Origin of the sequence: Virgibacillus sp. NKC19-3, from assembly GCF_019837165.1 — a bacterium.
In the GTDB taxonomy this organism is placed as follows: domain Bacteria; phylum Bacillota; class Bacilli; order Bacillales; family Amphibacillaceae; genus Virgibacillus_L; species Virgibacillus_L saliphilus.
On sequence record NZ_JAGYHC010000001.1, the window covers coordinates 2,067,365 to 2,088,040 of the forward strand.

23 protein-coding genes, 1 pseudogene and 1 riboswitch are annotated in these 20,676 nt (G+C 36.1%); of the genes and pseudogenes, 10 read left to right on the forward strand and 14 right to left on the reverse strand.

The features are described 5' to 3' along the window. The first annotated feature begins 63 nt into the window (after positions 1 to 63). Both KFZ56_RS09960 and KFZ56_RS09965 read left to right on the forward strand, forming a co-directional pair. The gene (locus tag KFZ56_RS09960; RefSeq protein ID WP_222641791.1) at positions 64 to 1,335 is read left to right on the forward strand and encodes an MFS transporter; all 1,272 of its coding nucleotides are present in this window, start codon (positions 64 to 66) and stop codon (positions 1,333 to 1,335) included. A gap of 80 nt (positions 1,336 to 1,415) precedes the next feature. Further along, entirely contained in the window at positions 1,416 to 3,467 is a 2,052-nt protein-coding gene (locus tag KFZ56_RS09965) for a peptidoglycan D,D-transpeptidase FtsI family protein (RefSeq protein ID WP_222641792.1), read from the forward strand. Between the two features lie 73 nt (positions 3,468 to 3,540). Here the strand turns inward: KFZ56_RS09965 and KFZ56_RS09970 are convergent, their stop codons facing one another. Both KFZ56_RS09970 and KFZ56_RS09975 read right to left on the reverse strand, forming a co-directional pair. Further along, positions 3,541 to 4,065, reverse strand: coding sequence for a hypothetical protein (locus KFZ56_RS09970; RefSeq protein WP_222644071.1), 525 nt, complete (start codon positions 4,063 to 4,065; stop codon positions 3,541 to 3,543). Positions 4,066 to 4,090: 25 nt separating this feature from the next. Next, entirely contained in the window at positions 4,091 to 4,321 is a 231-nt protein-coding gene (locus tag KFZ56_RS09975) for a hypothetical protein (RefSeq protein WP_222641793.1), read from the reverse strand. Between the two features lie 283 nt (positions 4,322 to 4,604). Between KFZ56_RS09975 and rpmG the strand changes: the two genes are divergently transcribed. The 4 genes from rpmG to KFZ56_RS09990 all read left to right on the forward strand — a co-directional run bounded on the left by rpmG (position 4,605) and on the right by KFZ56_RS09990 (position 7,360). After that, on the forward strand, positions 4,605 to 4,754 hold the full coding sequence (rpmG, locus tag KFZ56_RS09980; protein ID WP_010530995.1) for a 50S ribosomal protein L33: 150 nt from the start codon (positions 4,605 to 4,607) through the stop codon (positions 4,752 to 4,754). Between the two features lie 185 nt (positions 4,755 to 4,939). Further along, a complete protein-coding gene (locus KFZ56_RS09985; protein ID WP_309228351.1) occupies positions 4,940 to 5,428 on the forward strand; it encodes a 5-formyltetrahydrofolate cyclo-ligase in 489 nt (162 codons plus the stop codon). 83 nt (positions 5,429 to 5,511) lie between these two features. Beyond that, positions 5,512 to 5,712, forward strand: a complete 201-nt coding sequence (gene yqgO / locus KFZ56_RS20210) for a protein YqgO (protein WP_511262239.1) — start codon at positions 5,512 to 5,514, stop codon at positions 5,710 to 5,712. A 97-nt stretch (positions 5,713 to 5,809) separates the two neighbouring features. Beyond that, complete coding sequence (locus KFZ56_RS09990; RefSeq protein WP_222641794.1) at positions 5,810 to 7,360, forward strand: rhomboid family intramembrane serine protease; 1,551 nt, start codon at positions 5,810 to 5,812, stop codon at positions 7,358 to 7,360. Between the two features lie 281 nt (positions 7,361 to 7,641). On the opposite strand, the gene KFZ56_RS09995 is transcribed toward KFZ56_RS09990, so the two are convergent. Continuing rightward, complete coding sequence (locus KFZ56_RS09995; RefSeq protein WP_222641795.1) at positions 7,642 to 8,499, reverse strand: hypothetical protein; 858 nt, start codon at positions 8,497 to 8,499, stop codon at positions 7,642 to 7,644. A gap of 225 nt (positions 8,500 to 8,724) precedes the next feature. On the opposite strand from KFZ56_RS09995, the gene KFZ56_RS10000 reads away from it, so the two are divergent. Beyond that, positions 8,725 to 9,696 carry an ROK family glucokinase gene (locus KFZ56_RS10000; protein WP_222641796.1) on the forward strand — a complete coding sequence of 324 codons (972 nt, stop codon included), beginning with the start codon at positions 8,725 to 8,727 and terminating at the stop codon, positions 9,694 to 9,696. A 550-nt stretch (positions 9,697 to 10,246) separates the two neighbouring features. Here KFZ56_RS10000 and KFZ56_RS10005 read toward each other — a convergent pair. Next, entirely contained in the window at positions 10,247 to 10,420 is a 174-nt protein-coding gene (locus KFZ56_RS10005; RefSeq protein ID WP_222641797.1) for a DUF2759 family protein, read from the reverse strand. A gap of 166 nt (positions 10,421 to 10,586) precedes the next feature. On the opposite strand from KFZ56_RS10005, the gene KFZ56_RS10010 reads away from it, so the two are divergent. Then, a complete protein-coding gene (locus tag KFZ56_RS10010; protein WP_222641798.1) occupies positions 10,587 to 11,207 on the forward strand; it encodes an MBL fold metallo-hydrolase in 621 nt (206 codons plus the stop codon). 137 nt (positions 11,208 to 11,344) lie between these two features. Here KFZ56_RS10010 and KFZ56_RS10015 read toward each other — a convergent pair whose 3' ends face one another. The 8 genes from KFZ56_RS10015 to comGA all read right to left on the reverse strand — a co-directional run bounded on the left by KFZ56_RS10015 (position 11,345) and on the right by comGA (position 16,334). Continuing rightward, entirely contained in the window at positions 11,345 to 11,587 is a 243-nt protein-coding gene (locus tag KFZ56_RS10015) for a DUF2626 domain-containing protein (protein WP_222641799.1), read from the reverse strand. A 72-nt stretch (positions 11,588 to 11,659) separates the two neighbouring features. Beyond that, positions 11,660 to 12,358 (reverse strand): helix-turn-helix transcriptional regulator, encoded by a 699-nt coding sequence (locus KFZ56_RS10020; RefSeq protein ID WP_222641800.1) that lies wholly within the window; start codon positions 12,356 to 12,358, stop codon positions 11,660 to 11,662. A gap of 93 nt (positions 12,359 to 12,451) precedes the next feature. Then, complete coding sequence (locus KFZ56_RS10025; protein ID WP_222641801.1) at positions 12,452 to 12,847, reverse strand: hypothetical protein; 396 nt, start codon at positions 12,845 to 12,847, stop codon at positions 12,452 to 12,454. Beyond that, positions 12,819 to 13,271 carry a competence type IV pilus minor pilin ComGF gene (locus tag KFZ56_RS10030; protein WP_222641802.1) on the reverse strand — a complete coding sequence of 151 codons (453 nt, stop codon included), beginning with the start codon at positions 13,269 to 13,271 and terminating at the stop codon, positions 12,819 to 12,821. The genes KFZ56_RS10025 and KFZ56_RS10030 overlap by 29 nt, the downstream gene beginning before the upstream one ends. Then, the gene (locus KFZ56_RS10035; RefSeq protein WP_222641803.1) at positions 13,219 to 13,560 is read right to left on the reverse strand and encodes a type II secretion system protein; all 342 of its coding nucleotides are present in this window, start codon (positions 13,558 to 13,560) and stop codon (positions 13,219 to 13,221) included. The genes KFZ56_RS10030 and KFZ56_RS10035 overlap by 53 nt, the downstream gene beginning before the upstream one ends. Continuing rightward, on the reverse strand, positions 13,547 to 14,278 hold the full coding sequence (gene comGC / locus KFZ56_RS19885) for a competence type IV pilus major pilin ComGC (protein WP_222641804.1): 732 nt from the start codon (positions 14,276 to 14,278) through the stop codon (positions 13,547 to 13,549). The genes KFZ56_RS10035 and comGC overlap by 14 nt, the downstream gene beginning before the upstream one ends. A gap of 30 nt (positions 14,279 to 14,308) precedes the next feature. Beyond that, positions 14,309 to 15,361 (reverse strand): competence type IV pilus assembly protein ComGB, encoded by a 1,053-nt coding sequence (comGB, locus tag KFZ56_RS10045; RefSeq protein ID WP_222641805.1) that lies wholly within the window; start codon positions 15,359 to 15,361, stop codon positions 14,309 to 14,311. Further along, positions 15,324 to 16,334: a competence type IV pilus ATPase ComGA gene (gene comGA, locus KFZ56_RS10050; protein WP_222641806.1), complete on the reverse strand. Its 1,011-nt coding sequence runs from the start codon at positions 16,332 to 16,334 to the stop codon at positions 15,324 to 15,326. Before comGA ends, comGB begins: the two co-directional genes overlap by 38 nt. Positions 16,335 to 16,491: 157 nt before the next feature. Here comGA and KFZ56_RS10055 point away from each other — a divergent pair, with 157 nt between their 5' ends. Then, a complete protein-coding gene (locus tag KFZ56_RS10055) occupies positions 16,492 to 16,671 on the forward strand; it encodes a YqzE family protein (RefSeq protein ID WP_222641807.1) in 180 nt (59 codons plus the stop codon). 31 nt (positions 16,672 to 16,702) lie between these two features. Here the strand turns inward: KFZ56_RS10055 and KFZ56_RS10060 are convergent, their stop codons facing one another. Both KFZ56_RS10060 and KFZ56_RS10065 read right to left on the reverse strand, forming a co-directional pair. Beyond that, positions 16,703 to 17,491, reverse strand: coding sequence for a YqhG family protein (locus KFZ56_RS10060; RefSeq protein ID WP_222641808.1), 789 nt, complete (start codon positions 17,489 to 17,491; stop codon positions 16,703 to 16,705). A 14-nt stretch (positions 17,492 to 17,505) separates the two neighbouring features. Next, the gene (locus KFZ56_RS10065; protein ID WP_222641809.1) at positions 17,506 to 19,140 is read right to left on the reverse strand and encodes a DEAD/DEAH box helicase; all 1,635 of its coding nucleotides are present in this window, start codon (positions 19,138 to 19,140) and stop codon (positions 17,506 to 17,508) included. A 143-nt stretch (positions 19,141 to 19,283) separates the two neighbouring features. Further along, a riboswitch (glycine riboswitch) is annotated at positions 19,284 to 19,373 on the forward strand. Between the two features lie 185 nt (positions 19,374 to 19,558). Here KFZ56_RS10065 and gcvT point away from each other — a divergent pair. Next, a pseudogene (gene gcvT / locus KFZ56_RS10070) lies at positions 19,559 to 20,672 on the forward strand (glycine cleavage system aminomethyltransferase GcvT). The last annotated feature ends 4 nt before the right edge of the window (positions 20,673 to 20,676 follow it).

Below are 20,676 nucleotides of genomic sequence, written 5' to 3' on the forward strand. Positions count from 1 at the left end.
GCTTTCTGCATATCTGATACTCATTTGCTTAAACTATAATTAATAAAAAAAGGAGTATCCGTGATGCGAAAAAGTCTGCAGTATTACCAAGATAAATTTGATATCAATCGTGATTTATTACTCTTATTACTGGTCGGAGGTCTTTATTTTTTAGGGATATTTCTCTCTAATACATTTGTTAACATTTATCTATGGAAGCAATCAGGTGATTATATTACTATTGCTGTATATAATTTAGCTATATTCTTGTTTCAGCCAGCTACGTTTATTTTGGCTGGAAAACTGGCTAAAAAAGTAGATCGTGTTATTGTGTTACGATTAGGAGTGATTTTTTTATCTTTTTTCTTTTTATGTGTGCTCATCATTGGAGAAAATGCCTCTACTTATAATTTTCTGCTGGGGAGTTTGCTCGGAATTGGGTATGGATTTTATTGGTTGGCATTTAATGTTTTAACTTTTGAAATTACGGAACCGGAAACAAGGGATTTTTTCAATGGATTTTTAGGTGTCTTGCAATCTTTTGGTGGAATGATTGGACCTTTATTAGCAGGTACAATTATCGCTAAAATGACAGCAAACCTTGGTTACACAACTATTTTCACCATTTCATTTATTTTATTTATTTGTGCGGTAGTATCAAGCTTTTTCCTAAATCGTCGCAAGGCAGAAGGAAGTTTTCACTTCAGGCGAATTTTGGAAGAAAGACGGCATAATAAAAATTGGAACCGGATTTTAAATGCCCATGTTGCTCAAGGATTAAGAGAAGGAATGTTTGCGTTCGTTATTACGATTTGGGTCTATTTAATCACAAATAGCGAATTTGCTTTAGGTGTGTTTAATTTATCTTTATCTGGGCTTTCGTTTATTTTTTATTTAGTGGCTACAAAGTTTATCAAACCATCCATGAGAAAAAAGGCCATTTTTATTGGAGCGTTAATTCTTTACTTATCGATATTTATTATTTTGTTTGAAATGAGTTATCTGCTCATGATCATTTATGCTATTTTTATTGGAATTGCTTATCCGATTATCAATGTTCCTTATGATTCATTGACCTATGATGTAATAGGGAAAGCTTGGAAAGCAAAGGATTTACGTGTCGAATATATTGTTGTTCGCGAATTATTTGTTAATATTGGACGTGTTTTATCAATTGGTATTTTTCTTATAGCTGTTTCTGTTTTCTCAGCTGAGGAAATAATTCCGTGGTTATTGGTCATTTTTGGAACAGGCCATTTATTTATTTATGTTTTTGTAAAAAATATTTACCTGAGCAGTCCAAATAACAAAGATGTGATGATCAAAAATCAAATAACCGATGAAAAAAATCGTTAATCCTGTTCGAATTTCATGAAATAAATGGTATAATAGAGGGAAGTAAGTCGTCATGAAGTAATTTATATGGGGGAGAATAAATGGTAAAAAAGAAAAAAAAGAAAAAGGCACAGCTTCCTTTTCGATTAAATATACTATTTTTCGTTGTATTTTTATCTTTTTCTGTATTAATTCTTCAACTGGGTGTTGTACAGATTTTAAATGGGGAAAGCTTTCAAGAAGAAATTGAACGCACGATAGAAGATACATCGAAAGTTCCGGTTCCACGGGGCAAAATATATGATAGTAATCACGATGTTGTGGTTGACAATAAACCGTTATACTCGATAACATATACGCCGCCCAAAAGCGTACAGGCAGAAGATCGGTTGGAGGTGGCAGAAGATTTAGCCGCATTTATTTCCATGGACACCGATGGGATTACCGAACGAAACAGGCAGGAATACTGGTACTTGAAAAACGAGGATGAAGCAGAGAGCCGTGTATCAGATGAAGAGGCGGAAGAGATGAGTGATTCCGAACGCTATAATACAGTTTTGGATCGAATCTCGGAAGAAGAGATAAGTGATTTTTCTGAAGCGGAAGAAGAAGTAATTGCTATTAAGAAGGAGTTAGACAAGGCACAGTCATTAACACCTCAAATTGTTAAAAATAAAGAGGTAACGTCAGAAGAATATGCTCTTGTTGCTGAACATCTCGATGATTTACCTGGTGTTAATGCAACAACAGACTGGAATAGAGAATATCCATATGATGAAACTTTCCGTAATCTTCTTGGTGCCATTACGTCACAGGAGGAAGGAATTCCTGGAGATCAAGAAGAATATTATGTCACAAGGGGATACAGTAGAAATGATCGTGTCGGCAAAAATGGCTTAGAAGAACAGTATGAAGATGTACTAAGAGGTACAAAGGAACAGATTCAATATTCAACAGATAAGAGTGGAAATGTTGTTAATACAGAAACGGTTGTAGAAGGAGAGCGCGGTAAAGATTTAGTATTAACCATTGATATGGAATTCCAAGAACAGGTGGATGAAATTGTTCGTGAAGAATTAGATAAAGCGATAAGTGAAGAACCATATGAAAATCGGAATATAGAAGATGCGCTTGCTGTCGTTATGAATCCACAAACTGGTGAATTATTAGCGGTATCCGGACAAAGTTATGACAGAGAAAAAGATGAGTTCAATAATACTGCTTCTAAAGCATTATATGACGCGCATCGACCAGGATCGATTGTAAAAGGTGCAACGATGTTAGCAGGCTACGAGTCTGAAGTTATTACACCGGGACAAACATTCTATGATTCACCAATTAAAATTGCTGGAACAGAGGAAAAATCATCCTGGAAGAACTTAGGGTTAGTTAATGATCTGAATGCTTTACAACAATCATCCAACATATACATGTTTCATCTTGCTATGCGTATGGGTGGTGAGTATAATTATCAGCGAAATGAAACTGTATCATTTGATTCGGGTGCTTGGCAGGAGATGCGTAACTACTTCAGGCAATTTGGTCTTGGTTCAGAAACAGGTATTGATTTCCCATTTGAATCTACTGGCTTTGTAGGTTCCCAAGGTAATGCTGGTAATTTTATGGACTATGCAATTGGCCAATTTGACACCTATACTACCTTGCAAATGGCACAATATGTATCAACAATCGCTAACGATGGGTATCGTGTTCAACCGCATTTCCTGAAAGAAATTCGAAACCCTGTTGCTTCAGAAGATAATTTGGGCACTATCTATAAACATCATAATACCGATGTATTGAATAGAATTCAAATGGATCAGGATAAGATTGATCGCGTGCAGGAAGGATTCCGTCAAGTATTTCAAACCTCCGATGGAACGGGGTACAATTATTTTGGAGACAAGGATTATAATCCTGCCGGTAAAACAGGTACGGCAGAAAATGAAGTATATGAGGATGGAGACGTGGAACAATATACAGAGAATCTCAGTTTAGTCGGATATGCTCCTTTTGATGAGCCGGAAATAGCGTTTGCGGTTATTGTTCCAAATACCGGAGATGCTAGTGGAGTCAATCACTATATCGGAGAAGGAATTCTGGATACGTATTTCGATTTAAAAGAGGATAGAAGTGAAGAAGACGAGGAATAAGCCCTTAGCTGGATCTTCATATTCATTAAAAAAGCTATATTGCAGCAAATGTTCAGATGCTGCAATATAGCTTTTAATTTGCGATATGTTCAGCTATTTCATAAAAACTCATGTCGCTTGATACTTCATGTTCTCCGATTTGTATATACTCCTCATAGCCCTCTTCATTCAGGTATTGGCTAAATTCCGCAGCATCGTCTATTATATCGTTCTCGGCCAATGATGAACTAATGGTGCCAGAATCCATACCTTCTTCTATATTTAATGTATACGATGTTTCTGTATCCACATCTGTTGTATTATCTTCTTCTGAACCATTTTCATCGGTTTCTTCCGCGTCCTGGTTTTCTGATTCGTCGCTTTCAGATTCCTCGGATAAAGTGTCTTCATTTGAATTACTTCCGTCATTTACCGATAGTGAAATGTATTCGGATTCCGTCAAAACATGATAACCTTGTTCCTCAAGTGTCGAGATCATCTCATCAGAGGATAGCGGTTTGGTTTCATTTGATGGCGGATCAAAAAAATAAACTACAATCAGCATAATTAGCCCAGCTGTAAATAAGCCTATTGCGAATGAACGTACTGGTTGTTTCATATTTTTCTCCTTCTTTTCTATTAAATTATGAATTATTTTTCTCCTTTTTAGAGCGTGAATCTTGCATGATATCCTCTGAACGTAATTTCTCTTCCAGAATATTAATTTTTTTCTTCATCTGATATGTATCCTGCATGGTGGAGATAGAAAGCTGTTCCACTTGACTTTCCAAGTCTTTAAATTTATCATTCATGAAAAATGATGAGATAAATAAGACGATAGCAACAATTATTATAGCAATTCCTGCAACAATCATTTGAGTCCCTCCATTTCATTTATAGTAGTTATCTATTTATGATACAGTATTAGTTATAACATAGAAATAAAAATGGGGAAACACTATTTTTTGTTCTAGAGTTCTTGATAATTATTAAAACATCTGCTATTATAATTAGGTCTGATGTGCACTAAAAGCAGTTTATAAAGAAAGCTTATTACACTTAAGAAAAAGTGAATTTCTAAGGATAATAACAAAAACGTAGTATGTGATTGCTTGTTGGCAAAATCCTGCGTTTTTCTAAAAGTTTGGAGGGAAAATGATGCGCGTAAATATTACTTTAGCTTGTACAGAAACAGGAGACCGTAATTATATTTCAACTAAAAACAAACGTACTAATCCGGAGCGTTTAGAGCTTATGAAATATAGTCCACGCTTAAAGAAACATACACTGCACCGTGAAACAAAATAATTGGTACTAGGACAAACTCTTATCAGCTTCATTGGTAAGAGTTTATTTTCGCTGATAAGGTTTAAAAACTTCCGCATTTACATAAGCGCAACTATTCTGATAAGAGGTGATTTTTTGGATAAAAAGCAGTTGCGAAAATCTGCAATCGCCACACTAAAGAATATTACAGGAATAAATAGGCAAAAATTGAAGAACAATTAACAGCAAATCTTGTTCATTCTACCCTTTGGGAAGAGGCAGACTCAGTGGGTATTACCATAGCAAAGGGATTTGAATGGGATACCATACCTGTCATTGAAACTGCATGGAAGCAAAACAAAATCGTATGTGTACCAAAATGCTTTCCACAGGATAGAAAGCTTACATTTTATCAATTGAAGAGTTATGATCAATTGGAAGTCGTTTTTAACAATTTATTGGAACCAAAACCGGATGAAACAAGGGAAGTCGCCAAAGCTGCCATTGATTTATTGATCGTGCCTGGATTGCTATTTGATAAAAATGGCTATCGTGTTGGATTTGGTGGGGGATACTACGATCGTTTTTTAATGGACTACCCCAATGAAACAGCTTCTTTATTACACAAAAGTCAATTAACTGAAACAATCCCTACGGAGGAATTCGATCTTCCTGTTAAGCATCTGATTACGCAAGATGGTATAGATAAGCTATAAGGTTAGGGTTCATTTTATGCATAATTGTCGTGCTAACGGAAAATAACTAATAACACCATAAGTAGAAAAGGGTGTTTGTTTAGATGCGATTTATTATCATTTTTGCTAGTGCTATAACTGCAGTTTCCGTTCTTTATAAATGGCGGTATCGAGTAATGAATACAATCTTGGCGATAAGTTTCTTACGGAGAATTGTAGTATCTCTTTCGATGAGGATGCCAGCAATAAGAAAGAAGGTCTTACCAGGATTATTTAATAGACAATCAAGTCATTCATTTTACTGATGAGTAAAAGAAGTTGTTTCGTTAAGCAGCTTCTTTTTGCTTTTTGTGGGAAAAAGCATTACTGTTTTGGTATGATGTATGGGGGGAGAGGAAATGTATGTATCTGGATGAAAACTATACCATGTACGAAATAGCGTATTATTTGGTTGCTCATGAACATTTTGATGTTTTGGAAATAAGTGAAAAAGAGGAAGAAATATGGTTGGAAAAGTATTCCAAAAATACATCGACGGTAGTACGGCTTTTACATAAAGGATTTGACTGGAAAAATCATTTAAAAAAAGATATCGCACTGGTATTTCAAAAAGCGAAAGCCATCAAGCGATTATTGGCTGGTAAACATGTGGAATTGCATAATGTTTATGTGTCCGCCCATGCCCCGGTAGATGACTGGGAAATTTTAAGGAAACCAATGCAATTAAACGAGAGAAATCCGGTAAAGATGAATGTATATTATTTAGCAGAAGATGACTTAACCGAAGAAAAAGAAAGGCTCTTTACAGATATTGGCTCCACTTCAAGCCCGAGTTCAGATGCGCTGACTGTTACTGCAAAAGAAGAAGCGGTTGAACATTATAAACGTTTTTTAATGAATGCGTTGCATCATAAAAAGCAAGAAGCTAAAAATGTATTTTCATTCGGTAAGCCATTCCTGACTTATTTGTTATTAGGTATAAATATTATTCTATTCTTTATATTTGAAAGCACTGGTAGTAGTACATCTATTGATCACTTGATTGAATTCGGTGCAAAGTATAATCCGGCAATCGTAGAAGAAGGGCAATGGTGGCGCATTATCAGCTCTATGTTTCTGCATATAGGATTCTTACACTTACTTATGAATATGCTAGCAGTATACTATTTAGGAACATTAGTAGAAAGAATGTATGGTTCATGGCGTTTTTTTGTTATTTATTTCCTTGCAGGTATCGCTGGAGGGCTTGCAAGTTTTGCATTTAGTACAAATGTATCTGCCGGTGCATCCGGTGCACTATTTGGCTTGTTTGGGGCTATTTTGTTTTTCGGTTGTATTCATAAGAAATTGTTTTTTCAAACGATGGGTAGTGGGGTTCTGCTATTAATAGGAATTAATATTGTATTTGGTTTCACCATTTCACAAATTGATATGGGAGCCCATCTTGGAGGGTTAATTGGAGGATTTATTGCTTCAGCTATTATTCATTTGCCAAAAAATAAAAACGTTCGTATACAGTTTCTAGCGTTTATTGTTTATTTGCTTATGACGTATGGATTAGTAGCATTTGGCTTGCAGCATAATGTGAACAGTCAATCCTATCAATTAATGAAGATAGAAGAATTACTCATGGAAGACAATTACGAGGGAGTAATCGATATTGCTGACCATGCACTAGAGCTATCAGGAGATCTCGAGGCGACTATATTATTTCAACGGTCTTATGCTTACATTGAAATGAATCAAGTTGATCAGGCAATTGAAGATTTAGAGAATAGCATCAAATATGATGATGCTTTGCCGCAAGCTTACCAGAATCTAGCTCTCCTCTATTATAATAAAGGGGAGGAAGAAAAAGCAGAAGAAATGGTACAGACGGCTTATGAAATGAACCCGGATGATGAGGATGTTATAACGTTATATGAAGAAATTACAGGTGAGAATGTGAATTAAAAATAAGAGGCTCGGACAAAACAAACGTGTTTCATTAAAAAGACGAACATTATCAAACTTAGCGTAGGAAATATGCGGAGACTCCAGCGGGAGGGAAGGCATAGGTGAGACACCGAAGTGCGATAGCAATCTTTTTTGCGAGGAGTGCTGCCCCTCGAAGTCGCTTGCAACACGAAGCGCACAAGGGGGCTCACCAGCCGCCCTAAGGTGCGCGAAGTATATTTTTAGAAGCGATGTATGTTCGGAATTTATTTGTTAAAAACACTTTTGTCCCAGCCCCTTTAAAATGAATAGTTTTGAATAAGTTTTTCTTTCTTACCATTTAATTCAAACAATACAAGTAAATGATCGTTGTCCTTATCGAATAATACAATCGGAACAAAGCTTTCCAGCTTATTATTTTCTGTATTGGCCGCTGGAATAATATAATTTTTGTATACACCTTCCCATAATTGGCCAATGACTTTATTTGTTTGTTCCTGTGTCATGGAAGGGAGAGGTTGATTGTTATAGTGATATAAATTTGTAAGTGGAACAGCAAGATAGGATTCACTGGAAATGTTAAAATGGGTAAACAGTTGATGCCAATGATGCAGTAATTGTTGTTTTGTTGTACGATCGAGTAATTCCTTCCATTCGTTTTGGGCTTTGTTCTTAGGTGAGTGAAAAGCTTCAAGTGGTGTAGCTGGTGAATCTATTACATACAGGTGATCGTTGGACATCTGATGGATACTTTTAATTTCATCATTCGGATAATGTACCTCACCATGATGAAACGAAATAGCTTGAAAGTAACTACTATCTTCACTTAGAAGTGCTTCTTCCAAATAAATAGATTCCGTATCCTGCATCCATTTACTATGAACCCCTCTTAATCTACCGTTGTCAAATAACAATGATGCATCTTGACGTAGATACATTTCCTTACCGCTTCTGGAATTGCTTGTCCAATCTATCTCATACGAGTCATTTCCTTTAGCAGTAGACAGTTCCAAGCTTGTATTCGCATGGGTAAAAGGAGTTTTCTCATCGATAGGAAAATATGTAATAGCAGGAGAGGTATTCATTTTTACAAAATAAACAATGCCAAATAAAGTGATTAATGATAGTGCAATTGTAATAAATATCCAATTCTTCATCATTGTCATTCCTTTAAATAACGTGACTTTCTTAAAAGGTATGTGCAAAAAGCAATATTTATGCTTTGTTTGGTAGATGATCTTGTTTTCTCATAGATATATTTATTCCTAATGAAGGTGAGATTTGATATAATTGTATGTACTGATTTTCAAATAATAAAAATGGGTGAATTTACCTTGTGAAAAAAGTTACAATTATGTACGTGGGGAAATGGGGAGCAAAATATGGACAAAATAATAATTGGTGCGGATATTGGTGGAACAACAGTTAAAATTGGATTTATTAATAATGAAGGTGAAATATTAAAAAAATGGGAGATACCAACCAATAAATCAAATGGAGGCGTCTCCATCATTGATGATTTATGGCAGTCGATTCGTATTCAGTTAACAGCATTAAATTTAACTACAGACATGGTATTAGGCATTGGTGTAGGTGCACCAGGTTTTATCGATGGAGACACTGGATTTGTTTACGAAGCGGTCAATATTGGTTGGAAAAATTTTGAATTGGCGGCGCAATTGAAGGACAAATCTGGATTACCCGTATTTGTGGAAAATGATGCAAATATCGCGGTATTAGGTGAAAATTGGAAGGGTGCCGGAAATCAGGCACGAAATGTCATTGCCATAACGTTAGGTACTGGAGTTGGTGGTGGAATTATTGCAAATGGCGAGATACTAAATGGTGAAAATGGCATGGCCGGAGAGATTGGCCATACAACGATAGATCCGCATGGTCATCTATGCAATTGTGGTCGCAGCGGCTGTTTGGAAACGATTGCTTCTGCTACAGGTATCGCACGTCAGGCCATGGATAAACTCCAAAACAACTCAATAAGCAGGTTATCAACACATTATCAGCAAACAGGAACTGTATCTGCAAAAGATGTATTTGATTTAGCCAAAAGTGGAGATACCGACTGCAAACATATCATCCATGACACTGCGGATGCGCTGGGACTGTTTATCGCGAATATGGGAACCATCATTAATCCCTCTAAAGTACTTATTGGCGGTGGTGTCTCTAAAGCGGGAGATCAACTACTTGATGAAATTAAAAATGCTTTTCACAAATATGCTCTGCCTCGTGTCAGTGATATTTGTGAAATGAAAATAGCTCGGTTAGGAAACGATGCCGGAATCATTGGCGGTGCATTTTTTGTCCGTCAAAAGTTACTGGATATTACATTTTAGGCTTTTTGCCGATAAAAAAGCTATTTTAACAATCGTCATATTTAGATAAAATATAAGATGAGGCTTAATTAGGAAATGTTGGCTAATCGCTTGAATTTAGTTGCACGAAGGAAAGGTTTATGAATGCAAGGCTTCGGTACTAATATATTCCAAGATGATATCGTTTATGGTGAATGATTGCGATTGATGGTTTTGAGGAAGAGAAGTAAAAAATAAAAGCTGCTTTTAACAAATATTAAAGCAGCTTTTATAATAGTTGAGGAGGCTGGGACAATTCAAACGTGTTTCATTAAAAAGACGAACATTGCCAAACTTAGCGTAGGAAATATGTGGAGACTCCAGCAGGAGGGAAGGCACAGGTGAGACACCGAAGTGCGATAGCAATCTTTTTTGCAAGAAGTGCTGACCCTCGAAGCCGCTTGCAACACGACGAGCACAAGGGGGCTCACCAGCCGCCCTAAGGTGCGCGAAGTATATTTTTAGAAACGATGTATGTTCGGAATTTATTTGTTAAAAACACGTTTGCCCCAACCTCTTGCTAATCTTTATTTTATGCGCCGGAAATTTCTGAAATGATAGTGGCAATTGAAAAAAAGCCAAATGCTAAGGTTGCAATTACTGAGAATCCTAATGCCAACAAATTCTTGTATTTAAGTTGACGAATGACGGATACAACAGATAGTAGAGCAATCAATAAAAATAAAATCGCCAAAATGGTATGCATTTATTTTATCCTCCCTTATTCCTTCCTAAATAATCAGTATTGATGTAGGAACTACTTTTGTATTATTATGTAACCAAGTAAGTATATTATTTATTTTATAATAGAAATGGGCTTTTGTCGAGGTATATCCTCAAAGTTTAAAAATAGGTTGTTTGGAGGTTTTTGCATGGATATAAAAGGGATGTCTTTAGGTCCAATAGGCACGAATTGTTATATTGTATATGATGATCACAATGCTCTAATTATCGACCCTGGCGGGGAAGCGAACAATGTAATTGATTTTTTACATAAAGAAGATCTCACTCCCCGAGCTATTCTATTAACACATGCGCATTTTGATCATATAGGGGGAGTAGAGGATTTGCGTAACTATTATGATTTGGATGTTTATTTACATGAAAATGAAGCATCCTGGTTGGAAGAACCACGTTTAAATGGATCCATCTCTTTTATTGGAAAAGAAATAAAAACAAAGCGGGCAGAATATATGTTAGAGCCTGGTGAAATACATTTAGCCCCGTTCACGTTTCAGGTAATTCATACACCAGGACATTCGCCAGGAAGTGTTAGCTTCATTTTCAAAGATGAAGGTTTTGTCATTTCCGGCGACGTTTTATTTCAACAAGGAATTGGTCGAACTGATTTGCCAGGTGGAGATATGAAGCAACTAGAAGACAGTATACGCTTTTCTCTTTATCAACTAGATGACACGTTGGTCGTTTACCCAGGTCATGGCTCAAGAACAACTATAGGGAACGAAAAGGCAAACAACCCGTTTGTGCAATAAAAGATAAAGGGTGTTATAAAAATAGTGCATGCTTCGTAACTATTGTTGCTTTTCAATGTTGGCTGTTACTTGACAATGGCGATATGAAAAATAAAAAGAACCCTGCGTATGTATGTAAAGCGGGGTTCTTTTTATTTTTAGTGTCCGAAACCAGGTACAAGTATAAATTCAGAATACCAAGTAAAGCCAACCATGAACACGGTAAGATAAGCACCGAATAAATACATATACATACGTTCGGATAATTTTAAGTAGCTTAATGTAAGGAAAAATGCCGTTTGAACGAGGAATAATAGTGCAGTTTGCAGCATATCGCCAACATAAAACATTACTGTAAAAATACCCGTCCAAAAGGCACACACACGAAACATTCGATCCATGCTTTCCCCTCCTTTTGGTAACCTTATCATTGTCATTATAAACTAGGAAAGATAACTTGTAAACGAATCTTGTTAAACAATTGAAAGTTTTGCTGTATACGTACAATTTTCACAGCCTTGGAAAATATTGTCTTCTTCGATAAGATCAACTTCTGTAAATAATGCTTCAAACATTCCTTTTAAAAAAGCATGGTGCATTTTACAAACCATTGTGTGATTGGTGGAGGCAATTTCCTTAAATGGGCAATTACTAATTTGAAATGAAATACGATTCGAATCTGCATGGTGAACAAAACTAGGATACATTCCTAACATTGTTCCTGCATCTTGTAAAATTTTAACTTTTTGTTCTGTGTTGAGTTCTTGGGAAGCGCCCGACGTGTTGTATTGTTCCATTATTTGATTTCCGTACTTCTCCCCAGTTGTATATAGTGCCTGTTTACCTGGATCACCGAGTTCTGCAAATGATTCAAGTGCAATGGTGGATAGAAGTTTATAGTCCCGGTGTGGAAAATTAAGTTCAACGACTTCGTCGGATAAGCGATATAATCTACTTGGCCTTCCTCCTTTCCCGGTCTTTTGGGCATAGGAAACAATCATGTTAACATCTTCTAATTTTGATAAATGGAGCCGAGCTACATTTGGGTGAATATCAAATTCTTCAGCGATTTCTACTACACTAACCTCTTTATGATATTTAATGATATACTGGTAAATATTGTACCTTGTTGGATCACTTAGTACATTCGTAACCTTTAGTGTATTTTCCATCAAAATTCACCTCACCATATTTATTACCTTTATTATAATAAATATACGGGCCTAAGTGGGCGATTTATCGGCTTTGTTGGTAATTGTTCACATTTAATCTTCAGCATCCTTATTATCTTGGTCCTGTTGCCATGTATGTGTTATAGAATAGACGGCGTTTTGGTCGGTTGTTATTTTAAAATACATTTCATACCTGTCCTCATCTGATAAAGTGTGTGTGATTTTGACATCACCATCAGGGAATGTGTAATATGTTTCACCGCTGCCCATTTCCTTTGTTTCATTTTCTTCTTTGAATTTGGCATGCGCCATTTGGAATAATGTCTCTATTTTGATTTGCTCCATGTGTTTCTCGGTTATCTTACCGTCATTGGCATACATCGTAATCGTAGCTGTAATAAAAATAAATACAATTGCTGTCACAAAAAGTACGTAGGGGAAAAAGAAACCTGCAGCATGATTATTCATAAAAAATAATTGTCTTTTCATATTGTTCTCCTTGCATTGAAGTGACTGTTGCATGTATACCGTATGGAAGTTCGGTAAAAGTTATATCTTCTATATCACGTAAATATATTTCATGGCCTCCATGATCGGTTTTCCGTCGAATGTGTTTTCCGTATTTTTCAATAGTTGCTGTTGTTTCATTTTCAAGTGTGAGAATTAAGGCAGATGATTCAATCGTAAAACTTGTTGCTTTAATGACATCATCCCGTAAAAAATGGAAGAACTGGTGCGTGGATACTTCTTCATAATGGGAAGAAGTATCCGTAATAGTATTGATTAAATAACCTGTGAAAGGGAGGGTTACAGCTATAATGGAAATACTGAATAGAATAGAGACAAGCGTAAATCCCCGATCATTTTTCCCTATAGCCATATAAACATATAACTTCTTTGCTATTTTTGACATTTTGCCACTTGGCACATCCTTTGACTAACTCATTTTCATCCTGAAATTCAAATGCGACCGTTTTATTGTGAATCGTTTCATTGTAATTTGTTGGCAATGCAGTATCTTGTTGATAAAGATAGGGTTGCAATGCATCATGTAAATGGTAACTAAACATGCGCCGATCACTTAAAAGTGCTTGATGTTCCGAAATAAGGGATAGGATAGGAACAACAGTTGTTATAACCATCATGAGTACACTTGATGCTACCAGAACCTCCACCAACGTAAATCCATTATTCTTCAACAATATATCCTCTTCCTTTCCCGAGTGGGAAGACAACGAAGTAGGTACTATGCTTTGAGGTCATTTTAATCCTGCCGGGCTGCCTTATTGTTCCAGTTGATTTGAAAGATATTTCTTTCATCACACGTGGATCCACTTCCCAACCATCGGGGTAATACCTGGTCTTCATTGTTTTTCTTCCATGAATCATCTCATAACTCTCATTATGGAACTTGATGTATACTCTTTTATCGTCTGTAGTTGTTGTAGCAAGGTGTTGAATAAATAGAACATCGTATTGGAATGTTTCCAGAAATTGCTCAGATTGATGTTTTTGTAAACCGGAAATATTTAATGGAACATGAAGTAGTAATAGAATAGATAGAATGGATAGAACCAAAAGTAATTCGACGAAGGTAAATCCGCGTTGGCTTTTCATGTTAATTGGCAGAGACATCCCATTATCAATGGATAGCGTATTCCCATTCGAGCATTCCGTTTGATCAGGGGTAATATATTCGTTATCAACTAATGCTTGTATGGTTCCAGGTTTTGATCCTTCTTCCAGTTCATATAATTCCACTTGGCTTTGTACGAGACTTATAAGCGCATCACAACCCGTCCCATGGACATCGCCGCTTCTATCACTTAAATTAGGTATAAACAGGATAATCAGGACAGATATAATCATTAATACAATAAGCATTTCAATGAGTGTAAAACCTCGATTATTTTTAAACATACGATTTTCTCTCCTTTACGTTGATTGAATTTAAATTGATTGAATTAATTCGAACATTGGCCACATTAAAGTCATATAAATAAAAATGATAAAACTTGCTAATACAATAAAAAATATTGGTTGAATTAGTGTGAGTGCTTTCATTATTTTTCGTTGTATTTCCTCCGTAAGTATCTCTGCATATACATCTAGATCCTTCTCCAATGCATGAACATCTGCATTTCTTTGAAAAATGGAAGCAAGTTGGTTTTCCAAAAAGGACATTTGTGAAAGCAAGCTAGCAATGGGTAAGCCACTCATTAATTCTTCTGTCATTAAATGAGAGTAGTGTGCAATGATTGGTAATTTCTTTTGGCTGGATATCTGCGTTAGAATTTCTCTGAAGGACATGCCGGTTTTCAAAAGGGTACTAAAGTGTGTTGCAAAGAGAAAGGAGGTTTGTAGCTTTAAAAATGTTCGGTATATCGGTAGACTGTTATAAAATCTAATTTGTTTTGTTATGGTAAGCCTATGTTTGGTAAAGTGCCAAATAATGATCGCTATCAAAAGCAAAGCGATTAGAACAATTACTAAATTACCCAAGAAATCAATAATGAAAATAGATACGGAGACCATAGAAGAAGCTTCTGTGCTTGTTTGAAAAAGTTCTGCAAAGGATGGAAGCACATATTGTTTAATAAAGTAAAGTAGTAAAGAAAAAATAAGTAACAGGATTAATGGATATCGTATGATTTGTTGAAATTTTTTCATATATTTTATTCGGTGTTCGTACATCTCAATACATTTACCGATACTACCTTGCACGTCTCCGTTGACTCTGACAAAATATAAATAAGTGGTAATCGTTTGATGAAATGCCGCTTTGTCAAACGCTTTATCAATAGGATATCCGTTTTTGACAGCATCCGTAATTTCTGTTGCGGGTATAATGAGCTGTTTGTCCCATTTGATTACTTCTAAAGCTTCGATTAATGGATATCCATTGTTTAATAATCGATTTAACCGTTTTAAAAAACGTAATTGAATGTCACTTGAGCGTTTGTCCTTACGAATTCTTATAAATCTCTTCAGAGATATATCCATATGCATAAGCCTTCTTTCTTAAGTGGTCAAAGGTATGAAATGTGCTTGTTGCATCGTCATCTACTCCCACTATTGTGTTTTCCAATCGTTCACCTTCTAACAGTTCAAGTATTGCTGCTCGTCTTTTCGTTGTTGCATGGATTTGAATAGGCAATAATTTTAATGCTGCCACTGCGATAAGTGATTGTTGCAAATCGGTTTGTTTTAATCCCATTTCCAGTAGACGATGGACTGTTCCTGTCGCGTTTTTAGCATGTAACGTACTTAGTACAAGATGGCCAGTTAGCGAAGCATCAAAAGCAAACTGTGCTGTGGCTTCATCACGAATTTCCCCAATCATGATAATATCCGGGTCATGTCGGAGTGCAGCTTTTAACCCGGTTTGATAGGTGATACCGGCTTTTTCGTTAATCTGTACCTGTAAAATATTATCCATTTCTTTTTCAATAGGGTCTTCCAATGTAATCGTTTGATAGGAGTTTTCATTTAGAGTCGTTTGTAAGAGAGAATACATGGTTGTAGTTTTCCCACTCCCAGTTGGACCAGTAAATAATACAATACCAGCCTGGGCCATAATCCATTCCTTCAGTTTAGTTAATTGATTTGGAAAAAGAAAAAGTTGGTCAAGCGAAAGGTTTTCTTCCTGTGGAAGGATTCGAATGGCTAAGCTTTCCAATAAATTGACGGGAAGTGTGGACAATCTTAGGGAATATGTTTGCTTGGATGCTTGATGCGTAATGGTGCCATTTTGTGGTTTTCTGATTTCACCAATATCCATTCCGGATGTGAATTTATAGTACGTTAATAACAATTGATACTGTGCACTTTCTAAATACTTATAAAAAATTCGTTTCCCGTGGATGCGAAAATAGACATTGGTGTGATTTTGAAAAGGGTAAAAATGAATATCCGATGCTTGGACTTCGAAGGCTGCAGTAAGAAGTTCATTCGATATTGCTGCAGCAGGATTCAAAAGCGTTCACCTCCTTTTTAATTTGCAACACTTACTATATTCGACGCATTTTGCTAAATTCCTTCTTTTTTTCAAAAGTTTTTCAAAAAATATAGAAGGTATAAGTTTAATTGGTACTGTAAAAGCTAGGACTAGAAACTATTAAGAGGTGATAACCATGTCCGGAAATGATTATGTAAAATTTATGACGGAACAAGTGGTCACATATATTGATTTACCTGCTGAAGAAAGAAAAAAGCGCAGAGCAGAACAAAAAAAGCCCCCTGCAACTTACAGTAGTCGCTGGTTGGGGATTTTGCCATTCGCGCTAAAAACAATTTGGAAAAAGGCTCAATAACAGGTGCTTATGCGCAACACCTGTTATTTTTCTATGCAAACGCATCCTCCGTAAGATAAAAAATACCTCCATTAATTACTTCATAGGATATGTATGGTTCATAACGTTTTTTGATTTCAATCAATTCTTTTTGCTTTTGTTCTTGCATTGTTTCTGTTTGTTCTGTATAAAAATGATGTAGCATTTGTATTTCTTCATCTAATGCTTTCCATGATTCTTCGGCCCATTCATGTGTTTGATTTTCAATGTAATTATCAATGACCGACTGGATGCGAAGATAACCGCTATTTATTTTAATAAGCGGTGAAATGGGGTAACAATAATCAGATATGGACATTTGAAGCGATACTTGCTGCATTATCTCCATCATTTCTACTTTCATTATTCCGCTGACTAAATGCAATCCGAGTGAAAAAACTTCATCCTTTTTTTGCTTTCCAACATAGCTTACCTTTAAATTTATCACCAACCAGGGGTAAAGCGGGGTATTTTGATTGGTTTTCACCTTTTGGAATAATTTAGTAACCTTTTCATTTTGTTTAAGCTGGTTAAGTATTTGTTGTAACCGTGGGCTTCCGAAATGAATCCATTCCCCTTTTTCTTCTCGCTTTTCCGGGTTCGTGATGAGTGTAAGTTTCATTGGCTCACCGGCATACCCCGTGTTCTTCACATAATGCCAATAGAACGGACGATTCATTAACGCCCTATCCATTTCTTCTGTTAATTGTACTGTTAATACACCATCCTCATTAAAAATGAGTTCACACTGATTTGCGGTAAAATAATCTTGCAGGAATTCATGTAAATTAGTAATTGCCATAGGAACGCTCCTTATTATCTCGCGTTATCACGAGTATGTTTAATAATAGATGAGAGATTGTCCAATTTAATTTTAGCTTCACCTGTTGATGTAGATGTTGCATAAATATTTTCAATTTCCGTTTCCATATCTGTTATATCAAGCTCAGCTAAAATATCATCCAGATGACCAATAACTTGCTCAAAAAGGTTGATTTTTTCATATAGCAAGTTCATAATATGTTCTTCGATTGTATCCTTGATTGCAAAATTATATACATGGACATCTTTTTCCTGACCGTAACGATGGATGCGTCCAATACGTTGTTCTAATCGCATCGGATTCCAAGGTAGGTCATAATTAATCATATGATTACAAAATTGCAGATTTATACCCTCACCGCCTGCCTCTGTAGCAATTAAAACCTGTGCATGATCTCTGAAAAGTTGCCGCATCCAGTCCTTTTTCCCTTTTTTGAAACCACCTCTAAAAGGAACAGAAGAAATTCCCTCTTGTTGCAGGTACCATTGCAGGTAATATTGGGTAGCCCGGTACTCGGTAAAAATAATTACTTTTTCATCCCCAATTGCTTTCAGTAATTCAACCACTTTTTCTGCTTTTATATGGTGAGGTAATTGTTCAATTTTTGACAGTACCGACTGAATTGAATCTTTATTATCTCCTTCCATTGCTAATTTTTGAAGGGATAAATAACAAGCCTCACGTGACGAGCATAATTCTCGTAAAAAAGTAATCTTGGAAAAAGAGGAAAAAGGCATTGTTATATGATTAAGTTCCTCGTAAACCTCCATCTGTTCCGGTGCAAAATCAACCCAAACCGTTTCAATATTACGATTGGTATTATTCAATGTTGTATCTTGTCTGGTGTTACGAATCATTACTTTTTGGATTAGTTGCTTCAAATATATGTCCTGTTTGATTTTCTTGCGATCCTTTCCGTATTGGTTGAGAAATGAATCGTAATTACCCAAATGACCTGGCCTTAATATCGAAACCAGGTTAAATATTTCAACAAGTCGATTTTGAACAGGAGTTGCTGTTAGTAATAAACAGTATTTCTTCTTTAACAAACGAACAAAGGAATAGTTTTTTGTTTTATGATTTTTTAACTTATGGGCTTCATCAATCAATATAAAGTCATAGTCGATATCCAATATATTTTCACGATGCGGGGAACGCTTTGCCGTATCCATCGATGAAATAATAACATCAAACTGATCCCAGGAATAATTTTTTCTGTGGGCAACCGCTGGGATATAAAATTTTTCATTTAGTTCCTTCACCCACTGGTTTACGAGAGAGGCTGGAACGAGGATAAGGGCTTTTTTCACTAAGCCTCTAACCATGTATTCTTTTAATATGAGACCCGCTTCAATGGTTTTGCCGAGGCCAACTTCATCAGCTAATATAGCACGGCCGTTCATGTTTTCGATTGCTTGCTTTGCTGTTTCAATTTGATGACCTAAAAATTCAACATGTGGTAGATATTCCAATGCGCGTAATCCGGAAAATGCAGGCGCAATTTTCGTAAGCTCAGCTTGATAAGCCATAGAAAAAAGATCCCATGATGAAAACTTGCCTTCCTTCTCAAAACTGGATTGCAGCTGATCAATGAATGTTGAATCTTTTTGTAAGTGAATAGACGTCATATGATACTTCCTTTTTTAATGGATTAAAATGAAATTAAAATATATTCTATATATTCTCCAGCAGTTATATGCTATAATGAAGTTAGATTTTTCACGTGATGCTTGTAATAGTATAACCAAATAAGCCATTTTCATAAAAGCGAATGAATACAAGGGGAGAGTTTACGTATAACGTAACGCCGAAGGAGCAAGCATTCCGCGAATCTCTCAGGCAAACAGACTCTTGTAGGACGCACCTCTGGAGAGTGTTTACGAACGAGTAGACCACCCACGAAGCAAGTATCTATGCGAAAATGCCGAATTTTCCTGTATAGATATGCAACTTTCTGGTATGAAGACAGAGATTTCCTGGTATCTGGTATCAGTGAAATCTCTGTTTTTGTGTTTTTTAGAATAAATATAAAAAGGAGTGGATGGGTTGAGTGAGTTAAAACGAACACCGTTATTTCCGGAGTATGAAAAATTGGGGGCAAAAACAGTCGATTTCGGTGGCTGGGATCTTCCAATACAATTCTCAGGTATTAAACATGAACATGAGACCACAAGAAACAAAGCGGGTTTATTTGATGTTTCACATATGGGGGAAATTACTGTAAAGGGTCAGAAAAGTTTGGAATTCCTGCAAAAGATGACAACAAACGATGTATCAAAACTAACCCCAGAACGTGCTCAATACACGTTCATGTGCTATGAAAACGGTGGTACTGTTGATGACTTTATCATTTATATGTTGGAAGAAAATGATTATTTATTGGTAGTGAATGCAGCTAATACAGAAAAAGACTTCGATTGGCTAAAGGAAAACAATGACTATAGCGGAGAAGATGTAAGCATTGCCAATGTATCAAATAATTATGCGCAATTAGCCGTACAAGGTCCCGAAGCACAAAAAACTGCAAAAGGTAACGAATACAGATTTATGTGAAATTAAGTTCTTCCGTTTTTATAGTGATGTTTATTTCACGTCCATTGATGTACCTGCCATTGTGTCACGCACAGGTTATACAGGGGAAGACGGATTTGAAATTTATATTGATAAATCATATGGAAGCGATTTATGGAGGTTAATATTGGAAGCTGGAGAACATGAAGGAGTGGAACCTATTGGATTAGGTGCAAGAGACACCTTACGTTTTGAAGCAAATTTAGCACTTTATGGACAGGAGCTTTCCAAAGATATAACACCAGTTGAAGCTGGGTTGAAATTTGCTGTAAAGGTTCATAAAGAAGCGGACTTTATTGGAAAGAAAAAATTAAAGCAGCAGATTGAGTATGGACCAGCGAGAAAACTTGTTGGGATTGAAATGATTGATAAAGGAATCCCTCGTCATGGATATGGGGTATATAGTGGGGAGGAGGAAATCGGGTTTATTACTTCCGGTACACAATCCCCAACATTGAATAAAAATATCGGATTAGCTTTAGTGAAAGCAGAATTTGCGATAGAAAACACAGAATTATATGTTCAAGTTCGAAAACGTAAGTTAAAAGCGACAGTTGTAAAAACACCATTTTACCAGCGAGCGAAATAGGGAG